At 72.2% G+C, this 15,501-nt stretch carries 17 protein-coding genes; 12 read left to right on the top strand and 5 right to left on the bottom strand.

Annotated features, from left to right (window positions below; all coding sequences use genetic code 11):
* Positions 1 to 61 precede the first annotated feature (61 nt).
* Complete coding sequence (locus AC27LF_RS05545) at positions 62 to 940, bottom strand: SDR family oxidoreductase (protein ID WP_479662614.1); 879 nt, start codon at positions 938 to 940, stop codon at positions 62 to 64.
* Between the two features lie 304 nt (positions 941 to 1,244).
* On the opposite strand from AC27LF_RS05545, the gene AC27LF_RS05540 reads away from it, so the two are divergent.
* Together AC27LF_RS05540 and AC27LF_RS05535 are read left to right on the top strand one after the other, a co-directional pair.
* On the top strand, positions 1,245 to 1,439 hold the full coding sequence (locus tag AC27LF_RS05540; protein ID WP_479662615.1) for a DUF2795 domain-containing protein: 195 nt from the start codon (positions 1,245 to 1,247) through the stop codon (positions 1,437 to 1,439).
* A gap of 105 nt (positions 1,440 to 1,544) precedes the next feature.
* On the top strand, positions 1,545 to 2,444 hold the full coding sequence (locus AC27LF_RS05535; RefSeq protein ID WP_479662616.1) for a polysaccharide pyruvyl transferase family protein: 900 nt from the start codon (positions 1,545 to 1,547) through the stop codon (positions 2,442 to 2,444).
* A 129-nt stretch (positions 2,445 to 2,573) separates the two neighbouring features.
* On the opposite strand, the gene AC27LF_RS05530 is transcribed toward AC27LF_RS05535, so the two are convergent.
* A complete protein-coding gene (locus AC27LF_RS05530; RefSeq protein ID WP_479662617.1) occupies positions 2,574 to 3,452 on the bottom strand; it encodes an aldo/keto reductase in 879 nt (292 codons plus the stop codon).
* Between the two features lie 484 nt (positions 3,453 to 3,936).
* Between AC27LF_RS05530 and AC27LF_RS05525 the strand changes: the two genes are divergently transcribed.
* Together AC27LF_RS05525 and AC27LF_RS05520 are read left to right on the top strand one after the other, a co-directional pair.
* On the top strand, positions 3,937 to 4,260 hold the full coding sequence (locus AC27LF_RS05525; RefSeq protein WP_479662618.1) for a hypothetical protein: 324 nt from the start codon (positions 3,937 to 3,939) through the stop codon (positions 4,258 to 4,260).
* A 97-nt stretch (positions 4,261 to 4,357) separates the two neighbouring features.
* Positions 4,358 to 5,566 carry a PP2C family protein-serine/threonine phosphatase gene (locus tag AC27LF_RS05520; RefSeq protein WP_487227898.1) on the top strand — a complete coding sequence of 403 codons (1,209 nt, stop codon included), beginning with the start codon at positions 4,358 to 4,360 and terminating at the stop codon, positions 5,564 to 5,566.
* A gap of 192 nt (positions 5,567 to 5,758) precedes the next feature.
* On the opposite strand, the gene AC27LF_RS05515 is transcribed toward AC27LF_RS05520, so the two are convergent.
* The gene (locus tag AC27LF_RS05515) at positions 5,759 to 6,832 is read right to left on the bottom strand and encodes a LacI family DNA-binding transcriptional regulator (protein ID WP_479662620.1); all 1,074 of its coding nucleotides are present in this window, start codon (positions 6,830 to 6,832) and stop codon (positions 5,759 to 5,761) included.
* 299 nt (positions 6,833 to 7,131) lie between these two features.
* Here AC27LF_RS05515 and AC27LF_RS05510 point away from each other — a divergent pair, with 299 nt between their 5' ends.
* The 8 genes from AC27LF_RS05510 to AC27LF_RS05475 all read left to right on the top strand — a co-directional run bounded on the left by AC27LF_RS05510 (position 7,132) and on the right by AC27LF_RS05475 (position 14,216).
* Positions 7,132 to 8,280, top strand: a complete 1,149-nt coding sequence (locus tag AC27LF_RS05510; RefSeq protein WP_479662621.1) for a Gfo/Idh/MocA family protein — start codon at positions 7,132 to 7,134, stop codon at positions 8,278 to 8,280.
* Positions 8,277 to 9,200 (top strand): DUF6807 domain-containing protein, encoded by a 924-nt coding sequence (locus tag AC27LF_RS05505; RefSeq protein ID WP_479662622.1) that lies wholly within the window; start codon positions 8,277 to 8,279, stop codon positions 9,198 to 9,200. Before AC27LF_RS05510 ends, AC27LF_RS05505 begins: the two co-directional genes overlap by 4 nt.
* Complete coding sequence (locus AC27LF_RS05500) at positions 9,194 to 9,931, top strand: cupin domain-containing protein (RefSeq protein WP_479662623.1); 738 nt, start codon at positions 9,194 to 9,196, stop codon at positions 9,929 to 9,931. Before AC27LF_RS05505 ends, AC27LF_RS05500 begins: the two co-directional genes overlap by 7 nt.
* Before the next feature lie 121 nt (positions 9,932 to 10,052).
* Positions 10,053 to 11,393 carry an ABC transporter substrate-binding protein gene (locus AC27LF_RS05495; protein ID WP_479662624.1) on the top strand — a complete coding sequence of 447 codons (1,341 nt, stop codon included), beginning with the start codon at positions 10,053 to 10,055 and terminating at the stop codon, positions 11,391 to 11,393.
* Positions 11,390 to 12,358 (top strand): carbohydrate ABC transporter permease, encoded by a 969-nt coding sequence (locus tag AC27LF_RS05490; RefSeq protein WP_479662625.1) that lies wholly within the window; start codon positions 11,390 to 11,392, stop codon positions 12,356 to 12,358. The genes AC27LF_RS05495 and AC27LF_RS05490 overlap by 4 nt, the downstream gene beginning before the upstream one ends.
* Positions 12,355 to 13,191 (top strand): carbohydrate ABC transporter permease, encoded by an 837-nt coding sequence (locus tag AC27LF_RS05485; protein WP_479662626.1) that lies wholly within the window; start codon positions 12,355 to 12,357, stop codon positions 13,189 to 13,191. Before AC27LF_RS05490 ends, AC27LF_RS05485 begins: the two co-directional genes overlap by 4 nt.
* A gap of 6 nt (positions 13,192 to 13,197) precedes the next feature.
* Positions 13,198 to 13,809: a hypothetical protein gene (locus AC27LF_RS05480; protein WP_479662627.1), complete on the top strand. Its 612-nt coding sequence runs from the start codon at positions 13,198 to 13,200 to the stop codon at positions 13,807 to 13,809.
* 65 nt (positions 13,810 to 13,874) lie between these two features.
* Positions 13,875 to 14,216 carry a DUF5713 family protein gene (locus tag AC27LF_RS05475; RefSeq protein WP_479662628.1) on the top strand — a complete coding sequence of 114 codons (342 nt, stop codon included), beginning with the start codon at positions 13,875 to 13,877 and terminating at the stop codon, positions 14,214 to 14,216.
* A gap of 67 nt (positions 14,217 to 14,283) precedes the next feature.
* Here AC27LF_RS05475 and AC27LF_RS05470 read toward each other — a convergent pair whose 3' ends face one another.
* On the bottom strand, positions 14,284 to 14,496 hold the full coding sequence (locus tag AC27LF_RS05470) for a hypothetical protein (RefSeq protein ID WP_479662629.1): 213 nt from the start codon (positions 14,494 to 14,496) through the stop codon (positions 14,284 to 14,286).
* Between the two features lie 151 nt (positions 14,497 to 14,647).
* Positions 14,648 to 15,496: an STM4011 family radical SAM protein gene (locus AC27LF_RS05465; RefSeq protein ID WP_479662630.1), complete on the bottom strand. Its 849-nt coding sequence runs from the start codon at positions 15,494 to 15,496 to the stop codon at positions 14,648 to 14,650.
* Between the last annotated feature and the right edge of the window lie 5 nt (positions 15,497 to 15,501).

Genomic DNA, 15,501 nt, shown 5'->3' with positions numbered 1-15,501 from the left:
CGAAGCCGAGAACGTGGGGGAGCGACCAGCCACGATGGTGCCGCAGACACCCGACGGCACCTCACGTCGGCCGGTCTCCCGTCCGTCTCGCGCCCGTGCCCCGCCGACCCGACCGGGTTCGGGGGCTCCGCCAGCGATCGTCGGGCAGGTGGCTGCCGGCCTGCGGCCCCATCCGCAGCATCCCGCCGTCCACCACCCAGGAGGCCCCCGTGACATAGGAGGCGCCCGGACCCGCGAGGAAGGCGATCACCGCCGCGACTTCACGGGCGTCGCCGGGGCGGCCCAACGGCACACCGGGCCGCCGCTCGGCGCTGACGTCGGTGTCCTCCTGGCCGGTCATCGGCGTGGCGATCTCACCCGGAGCGACGGCATTGGCGGTGATCCCGTGTTCGGCCAGCTCCAGGGCCATGACCTGGGTGAGCAGCCCGAGCCCGCCCTTGGCCGCGCAATAGGGCGCCGCGCCCACGCGCGGCTGGTGTTCGTGGACGCTGGTGACGTTGATGATCCGGCCCCCGTCGCCCTGCGCGATCATGCGGTGAGCGGCGCGCTGACCGCACAGGAACGGCCCCACCAGGTCGACGTCGATGACCTGGCGCACGGTGTCCAGGTCCAGGTCCAGGAACGGCGTCATGGTGCCGGTCCCCGCGTTGTTGACCAGGACGTCGACCCTGCCCAGCGCATCGGCCAGCAGATCGATGGCCCGGGTGGCCTCCGGGAGCCGGGTGAGGTCCAGGTGCTCGACCGCGGCACGGCGTCCCCGCGCGCGCACCTCCTCCGCCGTCCGCTGCGCCCCTTCGTGGTCGCGGTGCCAGGTGATGCCGATGTCCAGGCCGTCCGCCGCCAGCCGGACGGCGGTGGCACGGCCGATGCCGGAATCGGATCCGGTGACCAGGGCCACGGGGGCGGTATGAGGGCCGTCGGCGTCTCGGTGCGGTGCCATGAGGGCTCCAGGTGTCGCGTCCGATGCGTGATCCGGTGTACGCCGGTACGGCCGGGCGCGGGCCGTGACGGCACCGGCTTCGTCCCGGCGCTGTCACGCACGTCCGGTGTTCCGGCCGTACGGCTCCCGGCACCGCGTACCCGTCGCGCCGCCCGTCACACAGGGCGGCCCGCCGCGCAGCACGGAACACGGTGGCCGACGGCCGCACATGACGTTCCCGGCGAGGCGCAACGCCTCGCCGCCCGCGGGGTACTCGATGACCTCACGCGCAGGTCGACTGCGCCGACACAGGCAGGAGGCCGCCATGGCCGAGATGAGCCCCATCGATCTCCAGAAGGCACTGAAGGGCGCCGACTACTCGGCCAGCCGTGACGATCTGGTCTCCCTGGCCAGGAGCAACGGCGCCGACGACAAGATCGTGGACAAGCTCTCGCACGCCGGGACCCGCCGGTTCGACGGTCCCAACGACGTGCAGAAGGCAGTCTTCGGCAACGGCTAGGGACCACGCCCCGGGACCGGCTCGCGCCCGCGCGATCGCCGGTCCCGGGGGCCCGATGTGCGCTCTGCGGAGATTGCCGCGCGCCGCGCAGGGCACCCGGTCGCCGTGGAGCGGCGACGGCGGATTCTGCTGACGGGGTGGTTCAGCTTTCTGGACGGCGAGGCCACGGCCGGGGACCTGCTGGCTCTGGACCGGGTACGGGACGAACTGCGGCGCGCCGGCTGGGACCACGACGTCGCCTGGAGTCCCGGGTTCCGCCCGGAAGGCCCGTCGCTCATGGACGTACGGCCCGATGCCTACTCACACCTGGTCTTCGTCTGCGGACCCCTGCACGGGCCGCAGATCGAGCGGCTGCACCTGCGCTTTGCGCACTGTGTCCGCATCGCCGTGGGCACCTCGGTCCTCGACGCCACCAGCCCGGCCCTGGACGGCTTCCACCATGTACTGGCGAGGGACGCCCCGGGCAGGACTCCGACGCTGGACCTGGCGGCCCGGGCGCCGTCCGCGCAGCCCCTGCCGCTGGCCGCGGTGATCCTCACGCACGGCCAGGGGGAGTACGGACCGCGCAGACGGCACGGGCGGGTCGCCCGGGAGGTGACACGGTGGCTGTCCGGCCGGGACTGTGCGCGCCTTGAGCTGGAGACCCGGCTGGACCCGCGCGACTGGCGGCTGAGCAGCACACCGGCCCAGCTGGAAGCGGTGGTCTCCCGCTGCGACGTGGTCGTCACCGACCGGCTGCACGGGCTGGTGCTCGCGCTGCGCGCGGGCGTTCCCGCCCTGGCCGTCGACCCCGTCGCGGGCGGCGCCAAGGTCACCGCGCAGGCGCGTGCCTGCGGCTGGCCCGCGCTGCTGCCCGCCGAGCAGGTCGACGCCGCGGCGCTGGATCACTGGTGGCAGTGGTGCACGACGGCCGGGCGGGGGCTCGCCGGGCAGATCGGCTCCCGGTTCCGGTCGGGCGCCACGCCGGACACCGCGGACGACCTGCCGCGGATCCTGGCCCCGTAGCCCCGTAGCCCCGTAGCCCCGTAGCCCCGTAGCCCCGTAGCCCCGTAGCCCCGTAGCGCCGACCGCTGCGCCGGCGAGATGACACGTGTGCCGCCGGCGTCACCTCATGGCGCCGGCGGCGGCAGCGCCTCAGGCGCCGACACTGTCGGCCAGTGCGGCGAACTCCTCGTCGGTCAGGGTGACCAGGGCCGCCGCGACGTTCTGCTCAAGGTGGGCGACGCGCGAGGTGCCGGGGATGGGAAGCATCACCGGGGAACGGCTCAGCAGCCAGGCGAGCGCGAGCTGTGCCGGGCTCACCTGGTGCTTCCTGGCCGCGCTGTCCAACGGCCCGCCCGGACGGGCGAGTTCACCGGTGGCCATGGGGAACCACGGGATGAAACCCAGGTTCTCGCGCTCCGCGTAGTCCAGGACGTCCTCGGCGCGGCGGTCGGCGAGGTTGTACAGGTTCTGCACGGAGACGATGTCCGCGATCTCGCGCGCCTGGCCGATCTGTTCGACGGTGACCTCGGACAGTCCGATGTGCCGGATCTTGCCCTCCTGCTGGAGGAGCACCAGTTCACCGAGCTGTTCGGCCAGCGGCACCTTCGGGTCGATGCGGTGCAGCTGGAAGAGGTCGATGCGCTCAAGGCCGAGGTGACGCAGGCTCAACTCGCACTGCTGGCGCAGGTATTCGGGCCGGCCCACCGGACGCCAGTCGTCCGGGCCCGAGCGGGTCAGACCGGCCTTGGTGGCGATGACGAGGCCGTCCGGGTAGGGGTGGAGCGCCTTGTGGATCAACTGCTCGCTGACGAACGGCCCGTAGGAGTCCGCGGTGTCGATGAGGTCGACCCCCAGCTCCACGGCACGCCGCAACACGCGCACGGCCTCGTCGGGGTCCGCGGGCCGGCCCCATATGCCGGGGCCGGTCAGCTGCATGGCCCCGAAGCCGAGGCGGTGCACGGGCAGATCACCCCCGAGCGAGAAGGTGCCGGAGGCTTCGGCGGGACGGGAAACGGAAGCAGTGCTCATGTGGTGTCCTTCGGACGAGGGGACGGCGAGGGCGCCGAAGGTCTTCCCCGTACTGGGCCGGTCACACCCGGCCGGTCCGCACCCCACCGGCGCTGCGCACCAGCGAGGAGACTCCCGCCGGGCGATTCCCTCCCACCATCCTGATCCGCCGGCCGCCGCGCCGCACCCCGCGGCGCCCCCGCGCGGTGCGGCGCGGGGGCGCCCGCTCACCACGGCGGCCTTCTTCAGGCGTGATCACCCTGCCGGACGGCTCCGATACGCCACGCCCGGCACACACCGTCCTCACCCGGCTCCGGTTGCGACGGCGCCGATGAGTCGCTGGACTGGCTCAATGACGCCGACACCCTCACCCGAACCGATGATCTCGCTCGGGCGATCGCGGCCGGCCGGCCCATGACGTCCGCAACGCCGTATTCCGGCCGCGCCGCCCGCCCGACACCCGGACCACCCGGCACCGGCCGGGGACCAGCACGAAGGAAACAAAATGACCAGCAGCATCGCCCGCCGGGCCTCGCTCGCACTCGCCTCCGCGGCCGTCGCCGTGCCGGCCCTGCTCGTCACCGGGGGCTCCGCCTCGGCGGCGACCGCCGCGCCCGGCGACGGGGCCACCGTCGTCTCCCACACCGACCGCCCCGGGCACACCGACCGCACCCCCGGTCCCGAGCACTGGGCGGAGATCTGCAAGCAGGTGAACCGGCTCGGCGGGGTCAAGGTCGTCCCCCGCACCGATCAGCAGGGGCACGCGGGTGACGCCGCCCGCATCCGCTGGATCTCGGACCAGATCAGGTGGCTGTGCACCCATGCGTGACCCGTACCTCCCGCACCGGTGATCCGGCCCGGCCGGCCGGGGAAACCGGCGGACCTCCCCGGTGGATCGTGACCAGATGATCGTGCACATTGGAGATATGGACGTCGGGCAGTACCTCGTCCGTGTGTGGCAGCGGTGGCATTCCAGTCATGCGCTGGTCGCGCTCCCGCTCATCCTGATCGTGGCGATCATGCTGGCCGACCTCCACTCCCCTGACCGCGTTCATCTCGGTCCGCTGCTCGTCGCGGCACCCGCCATCACCACGTCCTTCGCCGGTCCCCGGCTCACCGGACTGATCGGAGCGCTGGCCCTGGGCGCCCAGGCGTTCCTGGCCGCGCACAGCGGCGGAGTGGCCACCTCCAACAACATCGCCCAGCTGGCCGGACTCGCCGCCCTGTCGGTCTTCTCCGTGCTGGTGTGCTGGGTGCGTGACCGGCACAAGGAGCAGCTGGCCCGGGTGCGGTCGGTCTCCGAGGCCGCGCAACGGGCCCTGCTGCGCCCGCTGCCCGACCGGCTCGGCCCCCTGCACCTCGCGTCGTCCTACCTGGCCGCGGAGAAGGAGGCCCACATCGGCGGCGATCTGTACGCGGTGGCACGCACCGCCGAACGAACCCGCGTGCTCATCGGCGACGTCAGGGGCAAAGGGCTCTCCGCGATCGGGGAGGCGGCCATGCTGCTGGGCGCCTTCCAGGAGGCCGCCCACCAGCACGCCACCCTTCAGGTCCTGGCCGACGCCCTCGACCGCAGCGTCCACCGCTACCTCACACAGTTCCCCGAAGCCGACGAGGAGGCCCAGGAGCACTTCATCACCGCACTGCTGCTGGAGATCCCCGACCACAGCCCCGTGGCCCGCATGACGGTGTGCGGACACCCGCCGCCCCTGCTGCTGCGGCACGGCCGGGTGACGTCCGTCGCCAGCCCGTACACGGCGCCGCCCCTCGGCACGTGGGAGCTGGGGCCGGACAGCCGCACCATGCACGCGTTCTCCTTCCTCGCCGGCGACACCCTGCTCCTGTACACCGACGGCGTCGTCGAGGCCCGCGACCCGGGCCGCGTCTTCTACCCGCTGGAGGAGCGGGTCGCCCTGTGCGCGAAATGCAGCCCCCCGACGCTCGTCCACCATGTACGGCAGGACCTCCTCGCCCACACCGACGGCGCCCTCGGCGACGACGCGGCCATCCTCGCCATCCAGCGCGCACCCATCCCGCTGGGCGGGCTCCACCTCAGCGATCTCCATCTGAGCGATCTTCTGCACGGTGCGAGCCGTCACGGACGGGCTCACGCCCGCCATGAACAGGCCGTCTGAGCGGGGTGCTCCGCAGGAAAGGCCGCTGTGTGCCCTCGGTCGTGTGCGGCGCCGTCGTGGTTTGTCGCGCAGTTCCCCGCGCCCCTTTGGGGTGGCGAGTGGCGTCGGTTGTGTGCGGCGCCGTCGTGGCTGGTCGCGCCGTTCCCCGCGGTCCTTTGGGGTGCAGCCGTTGTTGTACAGGACCGGGCGCCTTCAGGGCGTTGGTCGGGCGGGCGGGTGTGGGTTTCCGGGCAACGGGCGTCGCCCCCCGAGCGTGGACTCCCGTGCGTCCAGGCGGTGCGGGGCCAGATGGACCTCGAACGGCAGGGGCCGCGTCGCGCGGATACGGGTCGCCAGGCACTTCACGGCCAGCGAGGCGATCGCGGCCTTGTCGGGGACGACGGACGTCAGCGACGGAGTGCTGTAGAGCCCTTCCTCCGAGCCGTCGACGCCCACCACGGCGACATCCTCGGGAATCCTCAAGCCCGCTTCGTACAAGGCGCGCCCCGCGCCGAGGGCCAACATGTCGCTGAAGCAGAAGACCGCGTCGGGCCGTACGCCCGCGGGCAGCTCGGTGAGGGTGCGCATCGCCCGCAGTCCGTCGTGCCGGTTGAACTCCCGCACCCGCGGCGCGAGCCGCGGATCATAGGTCAGCCCGGCCTCGTGCAGGGCGAGTTGGAAACCCTCCAGGCGCTGGCGGCTGGTCTCCGAGGTCTTGTGGTCCACGCCGATCGCGGCGATCCGGGTGCGGCCGAGCCCGACCAGGTGCGCGGTGGCGTCGCGTGCCGCCGCGACGTTGTCGATCAGGACGTGGTCGGCCCCGACCTGCTCGCGTCCGTAGCTGCGCTCGCCGAGCAGAACGAGCGGGAACTCGTTGGCCACGGCGGCCAGTTCATCGGGTGCGACACGCAACGGCGACAGGATCACACCGTCCAGCAGGGACGCGCCGATGCCGGTCGCGAGGCGCAGTTCCTCCGTCGCGTCCCCCAGGGTCTCCTCGATGAGGACGGTGAGGCCCAGCGCCGCGGCCTGCGCCCGCACATGATGGGCCAGCTCCGCGAAGTAGGGCAGGGTCAGTTCCGGGACGGCCAGGGCGATCAGACCGCTGTGCCCCGTGCGGAGACGGCGTGCCGACGGGTTCGGCCGGTAGCCCAGTTCGTGCACGGCCCGCATCACCCGCTGCCGTGTCGCCTCGGACACCCGTGGAGCATGACGTACAACGTTGGAGACGGTCTTGATGGACACCCCTGCCCGCTCCGCGACGTCCTTGAGCGTCACCGCTGTCACCGACCAGCCCCTTCACCGTGGTTTCCCCGGATTATGCACGAGCGCACCACGAGCGTCAGCCCCGAGGACCGCGTAGAAATCCCTTTCTGACAGGGGGTTGACCCTGGCGACACCCCGCGGTTACAACGTTGGAACCGCACGCCGACGGCCGCGTCGGCGGCAGCTCGGACGGCCGCCCCACCTGGGCGGCCGAGCCCGCCCCGACGAGACGGCGCCGCTCGCGGGCCCGCGCCGACGCCGCCGTCCCGAACCCATGCTCCGCGCAGTGGCCCGCCCGTCCGCCGCACGAGAGGATCCGTATGTCCCCGTATCGTTCCCGCACCCCGCTGCGCACGGCCGTGGTCGGCACCGGGGGCATCGCCCGCGCCGGCCACCTGCCCGCGCTGCGGACGCTGGCAGGCGAAGGCGAGGTGGACGTCGTCGCCGCGGTCGACGCCGACGAGCAGGCGGCGCGCGCGTTCGCCGCCGAGGCCCGGATCCCGTACGCCGCAACGGACTTGGGCGCGACGCTGGCCGAGGTGCGCCCCGATCTGGTGGTGCTGTGCACACCTCCGGCCGTGCACCGGGAGCAGTCCGTGGCCGCGCTGCGGGCCGGAGCCTTTGTGTGGTGCGAGAAACCGCCGTGCCCGTCGCTGGCCGACTTCGACGCCATCGAGGCGGCGGAGCGGGCCGGCGGCACGGGAGCGTACGCGTCCATCGTCTTCCAGCACCGCTTCGGCTCCGGCGCCCGCCATGTCCGCCGGCTGCTCCAGGCCGGTGAGTTCGGCCGTCCGCTGGTGGCCCACTGCCAGACCACCTGGTACCGGGACGCCGCCTACTACGCGGCGCCCTGGCGCGGCCGGTGGGCCACCGAAGGGGGCGGCCCGGCGATGGGGCACGGCATCCACCAGACAGACCTGCTGCTGGACCTGATGGGGCCCTGGAGCGAGGTGCGGGGGATGGCGGCACGGCTCGTGCACGACGTGGAGACCGAGGACGTCTCCACGGCGCTGATGCGCTTCGCGAACGGCGCCGTCGGCACCCTCGTCAACAGCGTGCTCAGCCCGGACGAGGTCAGCCGGATCCGCATCGACTGCGAACGCGCCACGATCGAACTGACCCACCTGTACGGACACCGCAACGCCGACTGGCGCATCACCCCCGCGCCCGGCGTCCCCGAAAAGACCGCGGCAGCCTGGCGCGACTTCGGCGCCGACGAGCCCAGTTCGCACGTGGCCCAACTACGCGTCCTCGTCGCCGACATCAAGGCGGGCCGGCGCCACCGCACCAGCGGCACCGGCGGCCGGCGCACGCTTGAGTTCATCACCGCCCTGTACAAGTCCGCGTTCACCGATGCCCCCGTCCGCGCCGGGGACATCGGCCCCGTCGACCCCTACTACACCGCACTGCACGGCGGCGCCCAGGGCTGGGCGCCGGCCGCCGCACGCAAGGAGGCAGCCCCCGCATGACGCTCGCACTCACTCACGTCCACGGCGACCGCATCACCGTGACCCACGAGGCCACCGGAACCGAGCTGTTCGCCTACGTGTACCGTCCCGAGGCCGCGTGGGAGGCGCCCAAGCCCTACCTCCACCCGATCCGGACCCTCACCGGCGCACTCGTCACCGACTACCGGCCCAACGACCACCGATGGCACAAAGGACTCCAGCTGACCGCCTCTCATCTGTCGGGGCAGAACCTGTGGGGCGGCAACACCTATGTGCACGGGCAGGGATACCTCGCGCTGCCCGAGAAGGTGGGTTCCATGGCCCATGTCGCCTTCGCCGAGGTCGCGGCCGAAGGCGACCACGTCGTCATCGCCGAACGCTTGACCTGGCACCCGTACGACGGTGAGCTGTGGGCCGAGGAAGAGCGCCGGATCGAGGTGTGCGAGGTCGCCCCGGACACCGGCAGCTGGTCGTTCACCTGGACCTCCGCCGTGACCAACCGCCGTGCCGAACCCCTGCGCTTCGGCAGCCCCACCACCCACGGCCGTCCGGCCGCCGGCTACACCGGGCTGTTCTGGCGCGGCCCGCGCGCCTTCCGCGACGGCCAGGTCTTCACGGCCGAGACGACCGGCGGCGACCTGATGGGCCGTCAGGCACCCTGGCTGGCCTACGTCGGCGAGCACGACGGGCGCGACGGCCACGCCACTGTCGTCTTCGAGCACGCGCCGGCCAACGACCACGCGGGCGACAAGGGGACCCACCCGGCCCACTGGTTCGTGCGCACCGACCCGTTCGCCGCGGTCGCGCCCTCCTGGGCGTTCCACGAGGAACTGGTCCTCGCCCCCGCCGACACCCTGGCCCGCGGCTACCGGGTGACCGTCGCCGACGGCGCCTGGGACCGCGAGCGGGTCGCCGCGCATCTGCGGGCGCGGCCGTGGTGAGCGCGACGTACGACGGGTTCCCCGCGGCGGTCGGCGTGTCCAGGCTGAGCGTGTACGACTGGCCCACCCCGGACGGCCGGCCCGGCGGAGGCACGCCGCATATGCACCTGACGTGCAGCGAGGGATACGTGGTGACGGCCGGCCGGGGCGCGGTGCAGACCCTCACCGCCTCCGGCTACGAGGAGACGCCCCTGGAGCCGGGCACGGTGGCCTGGTTCACGCCGGGCACGATCCACCGACTGATCAACGACGGCGGTCTGCAGATCACCGTCGTGATGCAGAACAGCGGCCTGCCCGAGGCGGGCGACGCCGTGCTCACCCTGCCCCCGGACCTCCTCACCGACACCGACACCTACGCGCACGCGGTGCGTATCCCCGCCGACGCTGCCGAGACCGAGCAGGCCAAGGCCGCGCGGGCCCGCCGCGACCTGGCGACGCGCCGTTTCCAGGAGCTGCGGAAGGCCACCGACAGCGGCGATCCGGAGCCGCTTGCGGCCTTCCACCGGGCAGCCGCGCGACTGGTGCGGCCCCGGCTGGACGCCTGGGAACAGCGCTGGCGCTCCGGCGCCCACGCCGCCGCGACGGCGACCGGAGCCCAGCTCCGGGCGCTGCGCGCCGAGAACGCCGAGAACGCCGCGTATCTCGCCGCGGCCCGGGTCGCCGCGACCGGTCCCACCGCACGCGGACGCTTCGGCATGTGCGGCCGCCTGGACGTCTACCCCGGCATCTGACCGCGCCGCCCGTACGACCGCGGGGGCCGGCCGCGACGGGCCCGCCGCGCGTGCGGCGCCGTCCGCCGGTGTGCCGGCCCGTTGCTCACCTCCCTGTCCCGTAACCGTCTGGAGGGCCACCATGTCCGAGCCCCGAAGCGGCCGGCGCCGGCTCCGGCGCCGCCGGGCCGTGCTGGCCGCGGCGGCCGTCGGCCTCAGCACCGCCCTGACGGCCGTGCTCACCGCGTGCTCCACCGCCGGCACCGGCACCTCGTCCGAAGGAGTCACCCTCAGGTTCTCCTGGTGGGGCAACGACGACCGTGCCGCGCGCACCGAGCAGGCCGTACGGCTCTTCGAGAAGGAACACCCGGGTGTCACCGTCCGTACGTCGAACGGAGAGTTCGGCGCCTACCTGCAGAAGCTGGCCACGCAGGCCGCGGGGGGCGGCATACCCGATGTGGTCCAGCTCGACTACCGGCAGATCTCCCAGTACGCGGCCGGCGGCACGCTCAGACCGCTCGACCAGGACATCGCAGGCGGCACGATCCGCACCTCTGAGATGGACCGGCAGTTCCTGCGGACGGGCACCTACAAGGGCGGACAGTACGCACTGCCCATGGGCCGCGGCATCACCGGATACGCCTACGACTCGGCCCTGTACCACAAGGCCGGCATCCCCGCCCCGCGGCCGAGCTGGACCTGGCAGGACTGGGCGAGCGCCAACAGGAAGATCGCCGCCCTGGGCCTGAGGTCCCCCGACGGCCGCCCGGTCACCGGCGCCAACGACGGCGGCGGCAACCAGGACGTGTTCGAGACCTGGCTGCGCAGCCGGGGCAAGCAGCTCTACGCCGGCCAGAGGCGGCTCGGATTCACCGAGGACGACCTCACCGCGTTCTGGACGTTCTGCGACACACTGCGCGAGGAAGGCGCCGTCGCGGCGGCGAAGGACACCGTACAGGCCCACAGCACCGAGACCAGCCCCATGGGCCGCCGCCTCGCCGCCGCCGACTTCACCTGGGACGCGCCGTTCCCCGGCTACCCGGCGCTCCTTGGTGACGCGGTCCACTTCGCGCCCACGCCGTCCACCGACGGCCGCCAGGGCTCGTACTTCAAACCCAGCATGCTGCTGGGCGTCGGAGCCCACAGCGCACACCCCGAAGAGGCCGCCGAACTGGTCGACTTCCTCCTCAACGACCGGCGGGCGGGCGACATCCTGGGCTTCACCCGGTCCGCCCCGCCCAACCGTGTGATCGCCGCCCGCGTCGCCAAGACGCTCAAAGGCCCGGAGCGCGAGATCTACCGGTACGCGCGGACGATGGAGAAGTACGGCCTCGACGCCCCGCCGACCGCACCGCCGCCGGGCGACGTCGCGATCAACAAAGCCTTCAACCGCACCTATCAGCGCGTGCTGTTCGACCTCGCCACACCACGGCAGGCGGCGCGCGAACTCATCGAAGAGGCCAGGCGGGAGCTGAGGTCATGAGCACAGTGTCGACCAGGGCGCCCGCGCGCGCCGGCCGGACGACCGACCGGCGGCCGGCCGCCGAGCGGCGCCGCACGGTTCGCGAACGGCAGTGGCCCGCCTATGTGTTCCTCTCGCCGTGGATGATCGGCGCGGCCGTGCTGACCCTGGTGCCGATGGCCGTGTCGCTGTACCTGTCGTTCACGGACTACAACCTGTTCGATCCGCCGCGCTGGGTGGGCCTGCGCAACTACACCGACATGCTCACCGAGGACCCCCGCTACTGGAGGTCGGTCGGCACCACCCTGCTCTACGTCGTGGTGGCCGTCCCGCTGAAACTCGGCCTCGCGCTCGGCGTGGCGATGCTGCTGAAGAACCTCGCCCGAGGCCGGGCCTTCTACCGCTCCGCGTTCTACGCGCCGTCCCTGCTCGGGGCCAGCATGTCCGTCGCGCTGGTGTGGCGGGCCCTGTTCAACGACGGCGGCTCCGTCCCCGACGTCCTGGGCACGTTCGGCATCCACACCGGCAGCTGGGTCGGCAACCCCAGCCTCGCGGTGTACGCGGTCGTGCTGCTGACGGTGTGGCAGTTCGGGGCACCCATGGTGATCTTCCTGGCGGGACTGCAGCAGGTCCCGCCCGATCTCTACGAGGCTGCGGCCCTCGACGGCGCAGGCCGATGGCGGCAGTTCGTCTCCATCACCGTGCCGATGCTGTCCCCGGTCGTCTTCTTCAATCTGGTGCTGGAGATCATCAACTCCTTCCAGGTCTTCACCCCGGCCTTCGCCATCAGCGGCGGCGACGGCGGACCCGCCGACTCGACCATGTTTTACACGCTGTACCTGTACGAACGCGGATTCACCGCCTCGCACATGGGCTACGCGGCGGCCATGGCCTGGCTGCTGCTGATCGCCATCGGCGTCATCACCCTGATCCTGTTCCGGACCTCACGGTCCTGGGTCTTCTACGCGGACGAGGAGACGCGATGAACATCGCCACGAAGCGGTGGCTGCCGCACATCGTCGCGGCGGTGTGCCTGCTCGTTCTGCTCTACCCGCTGGCCTGGCTGCTTGCGACCTCGCTGAAACCGGCGAACGAGGTGGTGACCAGCCTCGACCTGTGGCCCAGCCACCTGGAGTGGTCCAACTACACGACCGCCCTGGACGGAGTGTCGGGCATCTCCGTCACCCGCCTGCTGTCCAACACCCTGCTGATCGCGGCGGGCGCCGTCGTCGGCAACGTCCTGTCCTGCTCCCTGGCCGCCTACGCCTTCGCCCGGCTGCGCTTCCGCCTGCGCAGAGCGATGTTCGCCTTCATGGTCGCGACACTGATGCTGCCGCACCACGTCGTGCTGATCCCGCAGTACATCATCTTCAACCGGCTCGGCATGGTCGACACCTACTGGCCGCTGGTCCTGCCCAAGTTCCTCGCCACCGAGGCGTTCTTCGTCTTCCTCATCGTCCAGTTCATGCGCGGACTGCCACGCGAACTGGAGGAGTCCGCCCGCATCGACGGCTGCGGCGCCTTCCGCACCTACTGGTCGATCACGCTGCCCCTGAGCCGGCCCGCGCTGATCACGACGGCCATCTTCACGTTCATCTGGACGTGGAACGACTTCTTCACCCAGATGATCTACCTGTTCGCGCCGGAGAAGTTCACCATCACCCTCGCCCTGCGCAGCTTCGTCGACCAGTCGAGCACCTCCGCCTACGGCCCCATGTTCGCCATGTCGGTGATCTCCGTGCTGCCGATCGTGCTGTTCTTCTTCGTCTTCCAGCGCTACCTCGTGCAGGGCATGGCCACCACCGGACTGAAGGGCTGAACCACCATGAGCCACGCACCCGCACCGCCCCGTGACCGCCGGGAGGCGGGAGAGATCTTCAGCCCGGGCTTCGCCCTGTTCGCCGACATGCTGCTCGTGGGCCTGCTCACCAGCCTCGCCTGTCTCCCGGTCGTCACGGTCCCGGCCGCCTTCGCCGCGGCCTCGGCAACCCTCAGGGAGACCGTCGGCACTGGCACCCAGATCCGAGTCGGCGCGTACGCCGGCCATCTGCGCGCACACCTGTCCGCGGGCTCGCTGGCCGCCGGTCTGGTCGTGCCGCTGCTCGCCGTGGTCCTGCTCGTCGATTCCGCGCTGGTGCGCGGCGCACTGCCCGGAGCCGCCGCCATGGCGCCCGCGCTGGCGCTGCTCACCCTGGGCTGCGCGACCGTGGGCCTGCGCACGACCGCGCTCACGGCCCCGCACCGGCTGTCGGCACGCGAGGGACTGCTGCGCTCGGCCGCCGACCCGCGGGGCACGTTTCTGCTGGGCGGCGCCGTGCTCCTGGCCGCGCTCCTCGCCTGGTCCATGCCCCTGCTGACACCGCTGCTGCCCGGCCCCGTGGCGTTCGCCGCCACCGTGGTGGACCTCCGCGCCCCGACGCCCGAGCCACGGCACTGAGGCGTCGTGTCAGTGGTGTGATGCATGATCGGCGCGTCGGTCGTCGAAGGGAAGGGCAACGCACCATGCCGATCACCAACCAGCAGGTAGCAGAGCACACGTTTTTGCACCATTTGTACGCGGACGCGTACTTTCCCGACCATGTCGTCGACAAGGGCAGGGCGATCCTGCTGCGGCTGTGTGAACGGATCGAGGCCGAGCAGCCCTCGGACGTGGCGGCCCTGGCTGTGCTCACCCAGGCCGCCACGGAGGAGTTCAACCTGCTGGAGGCGGAGTTCGAGGCGGCGGGAAGCGAGATCGAGACGGTGGCACGGGAGGAGATCGCCGAGGACTTCTGGTTCGTCGCGTCGGCCTACGGATTCCCCGACGCGGACGTCGAGGAACTGATCGCCACCCGGGAATGGTGACGGCACACGTCCGGCATGGAGCCGATGCCCCGGGTGACCGCGGTGGCCGCCGCACGCGGCGCACCGGTCAGCCGTCCCGGCGCACCGCGCCATCGGCCGGCCGGTGCCCGCCGGATGGGGCGGTGCAGGCGGGGCACAGGACCTGCGCGTTTTGGCCGTAGCGGTGGGTGAGCCCCTGGCAGCGCGGGCAGTATCCGACCTCGTGCGGCGCACAGCCGAGCAGGATCGCGGCGGCCACCCGGTCCGTCGAGGGATCGATACGCTCCGGCGCCTGCTCCATATGTCCGAATCTACGTCCGGCGGCGCGCTCCGGCAGGACACGGCACCCCACCGAGAACGACCAGGTCACCCAGCCGTCGGGGCGGGGCGCGTGCCGCCCGGGCGCAGGCACACCCAGGCGGCGCCCCGCGCCCGCCTGCCCCGTGCGGACCTCACGGCAGCACGGCGGGGATCCGCTCCAGGACACCACCGGCGAACACGTCGTACAGGGGCAGGGTCTCCAGGTGGACATACCCGATGTGGCAGTCGCAGACGGCCAGCGGGCACGCACGGGGGCGCAGCGCCCGCCGGTAGGAGCCGTCGTACAGGTTGCCCAGCTCGGAGGGGACGAAGTGGCAGCGCCGCACCGTGCCGTCGCCGTCCACCGATATGACGGACTCTCCCGTACGGCAGGGCAGACCCGCGCTGCGGTGCGGGTGGCGGCTGTACGGGAACAGCGGATCGAGGGCGGTCCACCGGCCGGCCTCGGCATCGGTGTAAGTGTGTCCCTCGGCGGCGTTGACCCACAGATACACCTGGGCGGGCAGGTCGGCGCGCAGCCGGCGCGCCTGCTCCAGGTGCTCGGGCAGGCCGACGACGCCGACACTGTGCCGGACCCCGCGCCCGGCCAGGTCCGCACACTTGCCGAGGAAACGGTCGTACGGTGTCTGCCCGGGGTGGAAGGTGCACCACAGGGCGAGGGTGTCCAGGTCGGCGTCGGCCAGCCAGTCCGTACGGCAGCTCAGATTGGTCTGTATCGCCACCCGGCGCACATGCGCCAGCCGGCTCAGGTCCACGAGCGTGCGCCGGTACCAGGAGCGCACCAGGCCCTCGCCCCACGGTGTGAACAGCAGGGAGAGCCGGTCGCCTTGCTGTGCCGCCGCCCAGGCGGCGAAGCGCTCCAGCGCGGCCCGGTCCGCGGCCAGTTGGGCGCGGGTGTCCCGGCGCTTGGCGAACGGGCAGTACGGGCAGTCGTAGTCGCACGACGCCAGCGGGCCACGGTAGAGGATGGTCAGGTCCATGCGGG

It is taken from the genome of Streptomyces diversicolor, assembly GCF_057537855.1.
Note: the sequence above shows the minus strand (reverse complement) of the source record. Positions and strands in the feature narration are given on the sequence as shown.

Coding starts and splice junctions, on each gene's coding strand:
- AC27LF_RS05485 (WP_479662626.1), top strand. CDS start 12,355: ATGAACATCGCCACGAAGCGGTGGCTGCCGCACATCGTCGCGGCGGTG.
- AC27LF_RS05510 (WP_479662621.1), top strand. CDS start 7,132: ATGTCCCCGTATCGTTCCCGCACCCCGCTGCGCACGGCCGTGGTCGGC.
- AC27LF_RS05525 (WP_479662618.1), top strand. CDS start 3,937: ATGACCAGCAGCATCGCCCGCCGGGCCTCGCTCGCACTCGCCTCCGCG.
- AC27LF_RS05520 (WP_487227898.1), top strand. CDS start 4,358: ATGGACGTCGGGCAGTACCTCGTCCGTGTGTGGCAGCGGTGGCATTCC.
- AC27LF_RS05470 (WP_479662629.1), bottom strand. CDS start 14,496: ATGGAGCAGGCGCCGGAGCGTATCGATCCCTCGACGGACCGGGTGGCC.
- AC27LF_RS05480 (WP_479662627.1), top strand. CDS start 13,198: ATGAGCCACGCACCCGCACCGCCCCGTGACCGCCGGGAGGCGGGAGAG.
- AC27LF_RS05545 (WP_479662614.1), bottom strand. CDS start 940: ATGGCACCGCACCGAGACGCCGACGGCCCTCATACCGCCCCCGTGGCC.
- AC27LF_RS05540 (WP_479662615.1), top strand. CDS start 1,245: ATGGCCGAGATGAGCCCCATCGATCTCCAGAAGGCACTGAAGGGCGCC.
- AC27LF_RS05505 (WP_479662622.1), top strand. CDS start 8,277: ATGACGCTCGCACTCACTCACGTCCACGGCGACCGCATCACCGTGACC.
- AC27LF_RS05475 (WP_479662628.1), top strand. CDS start 13,875: ATGCCGATCACCAACCAGCAGGTAGCAGAGCACACGTTTTTGCACCAT.
- AC27LF_RS05465 (WP_479662630.1), bottom strand. CDS start 15,496: ATGGACCTGACCATCCTCTACCGTGGCCCGCTGGCGTCGTGCGACTAC.
- AC27LF_RS05495 (WP_479662624.1), top strand. CDS start 10,053: ATGTCCGAGCCCCGAAGCGGCCGGCGCCGGCTCCGGCGCCGCCGGGCC.
- AC27LF_RS05530 (WP_479662617.1), bottom strand. CDS start 3,452: ATGAGCACTGCTTCCGTTTCCCGTCCCGCCGAAGCCTCCGGCACCTTC.
- AC27LF_RS05490 (WP_479662625.1), top strand. CDS start 11,390: ATGAGCACAGTGTCGACCAGGGCGCCCGCGCGCGCCGGCCGGACGACC.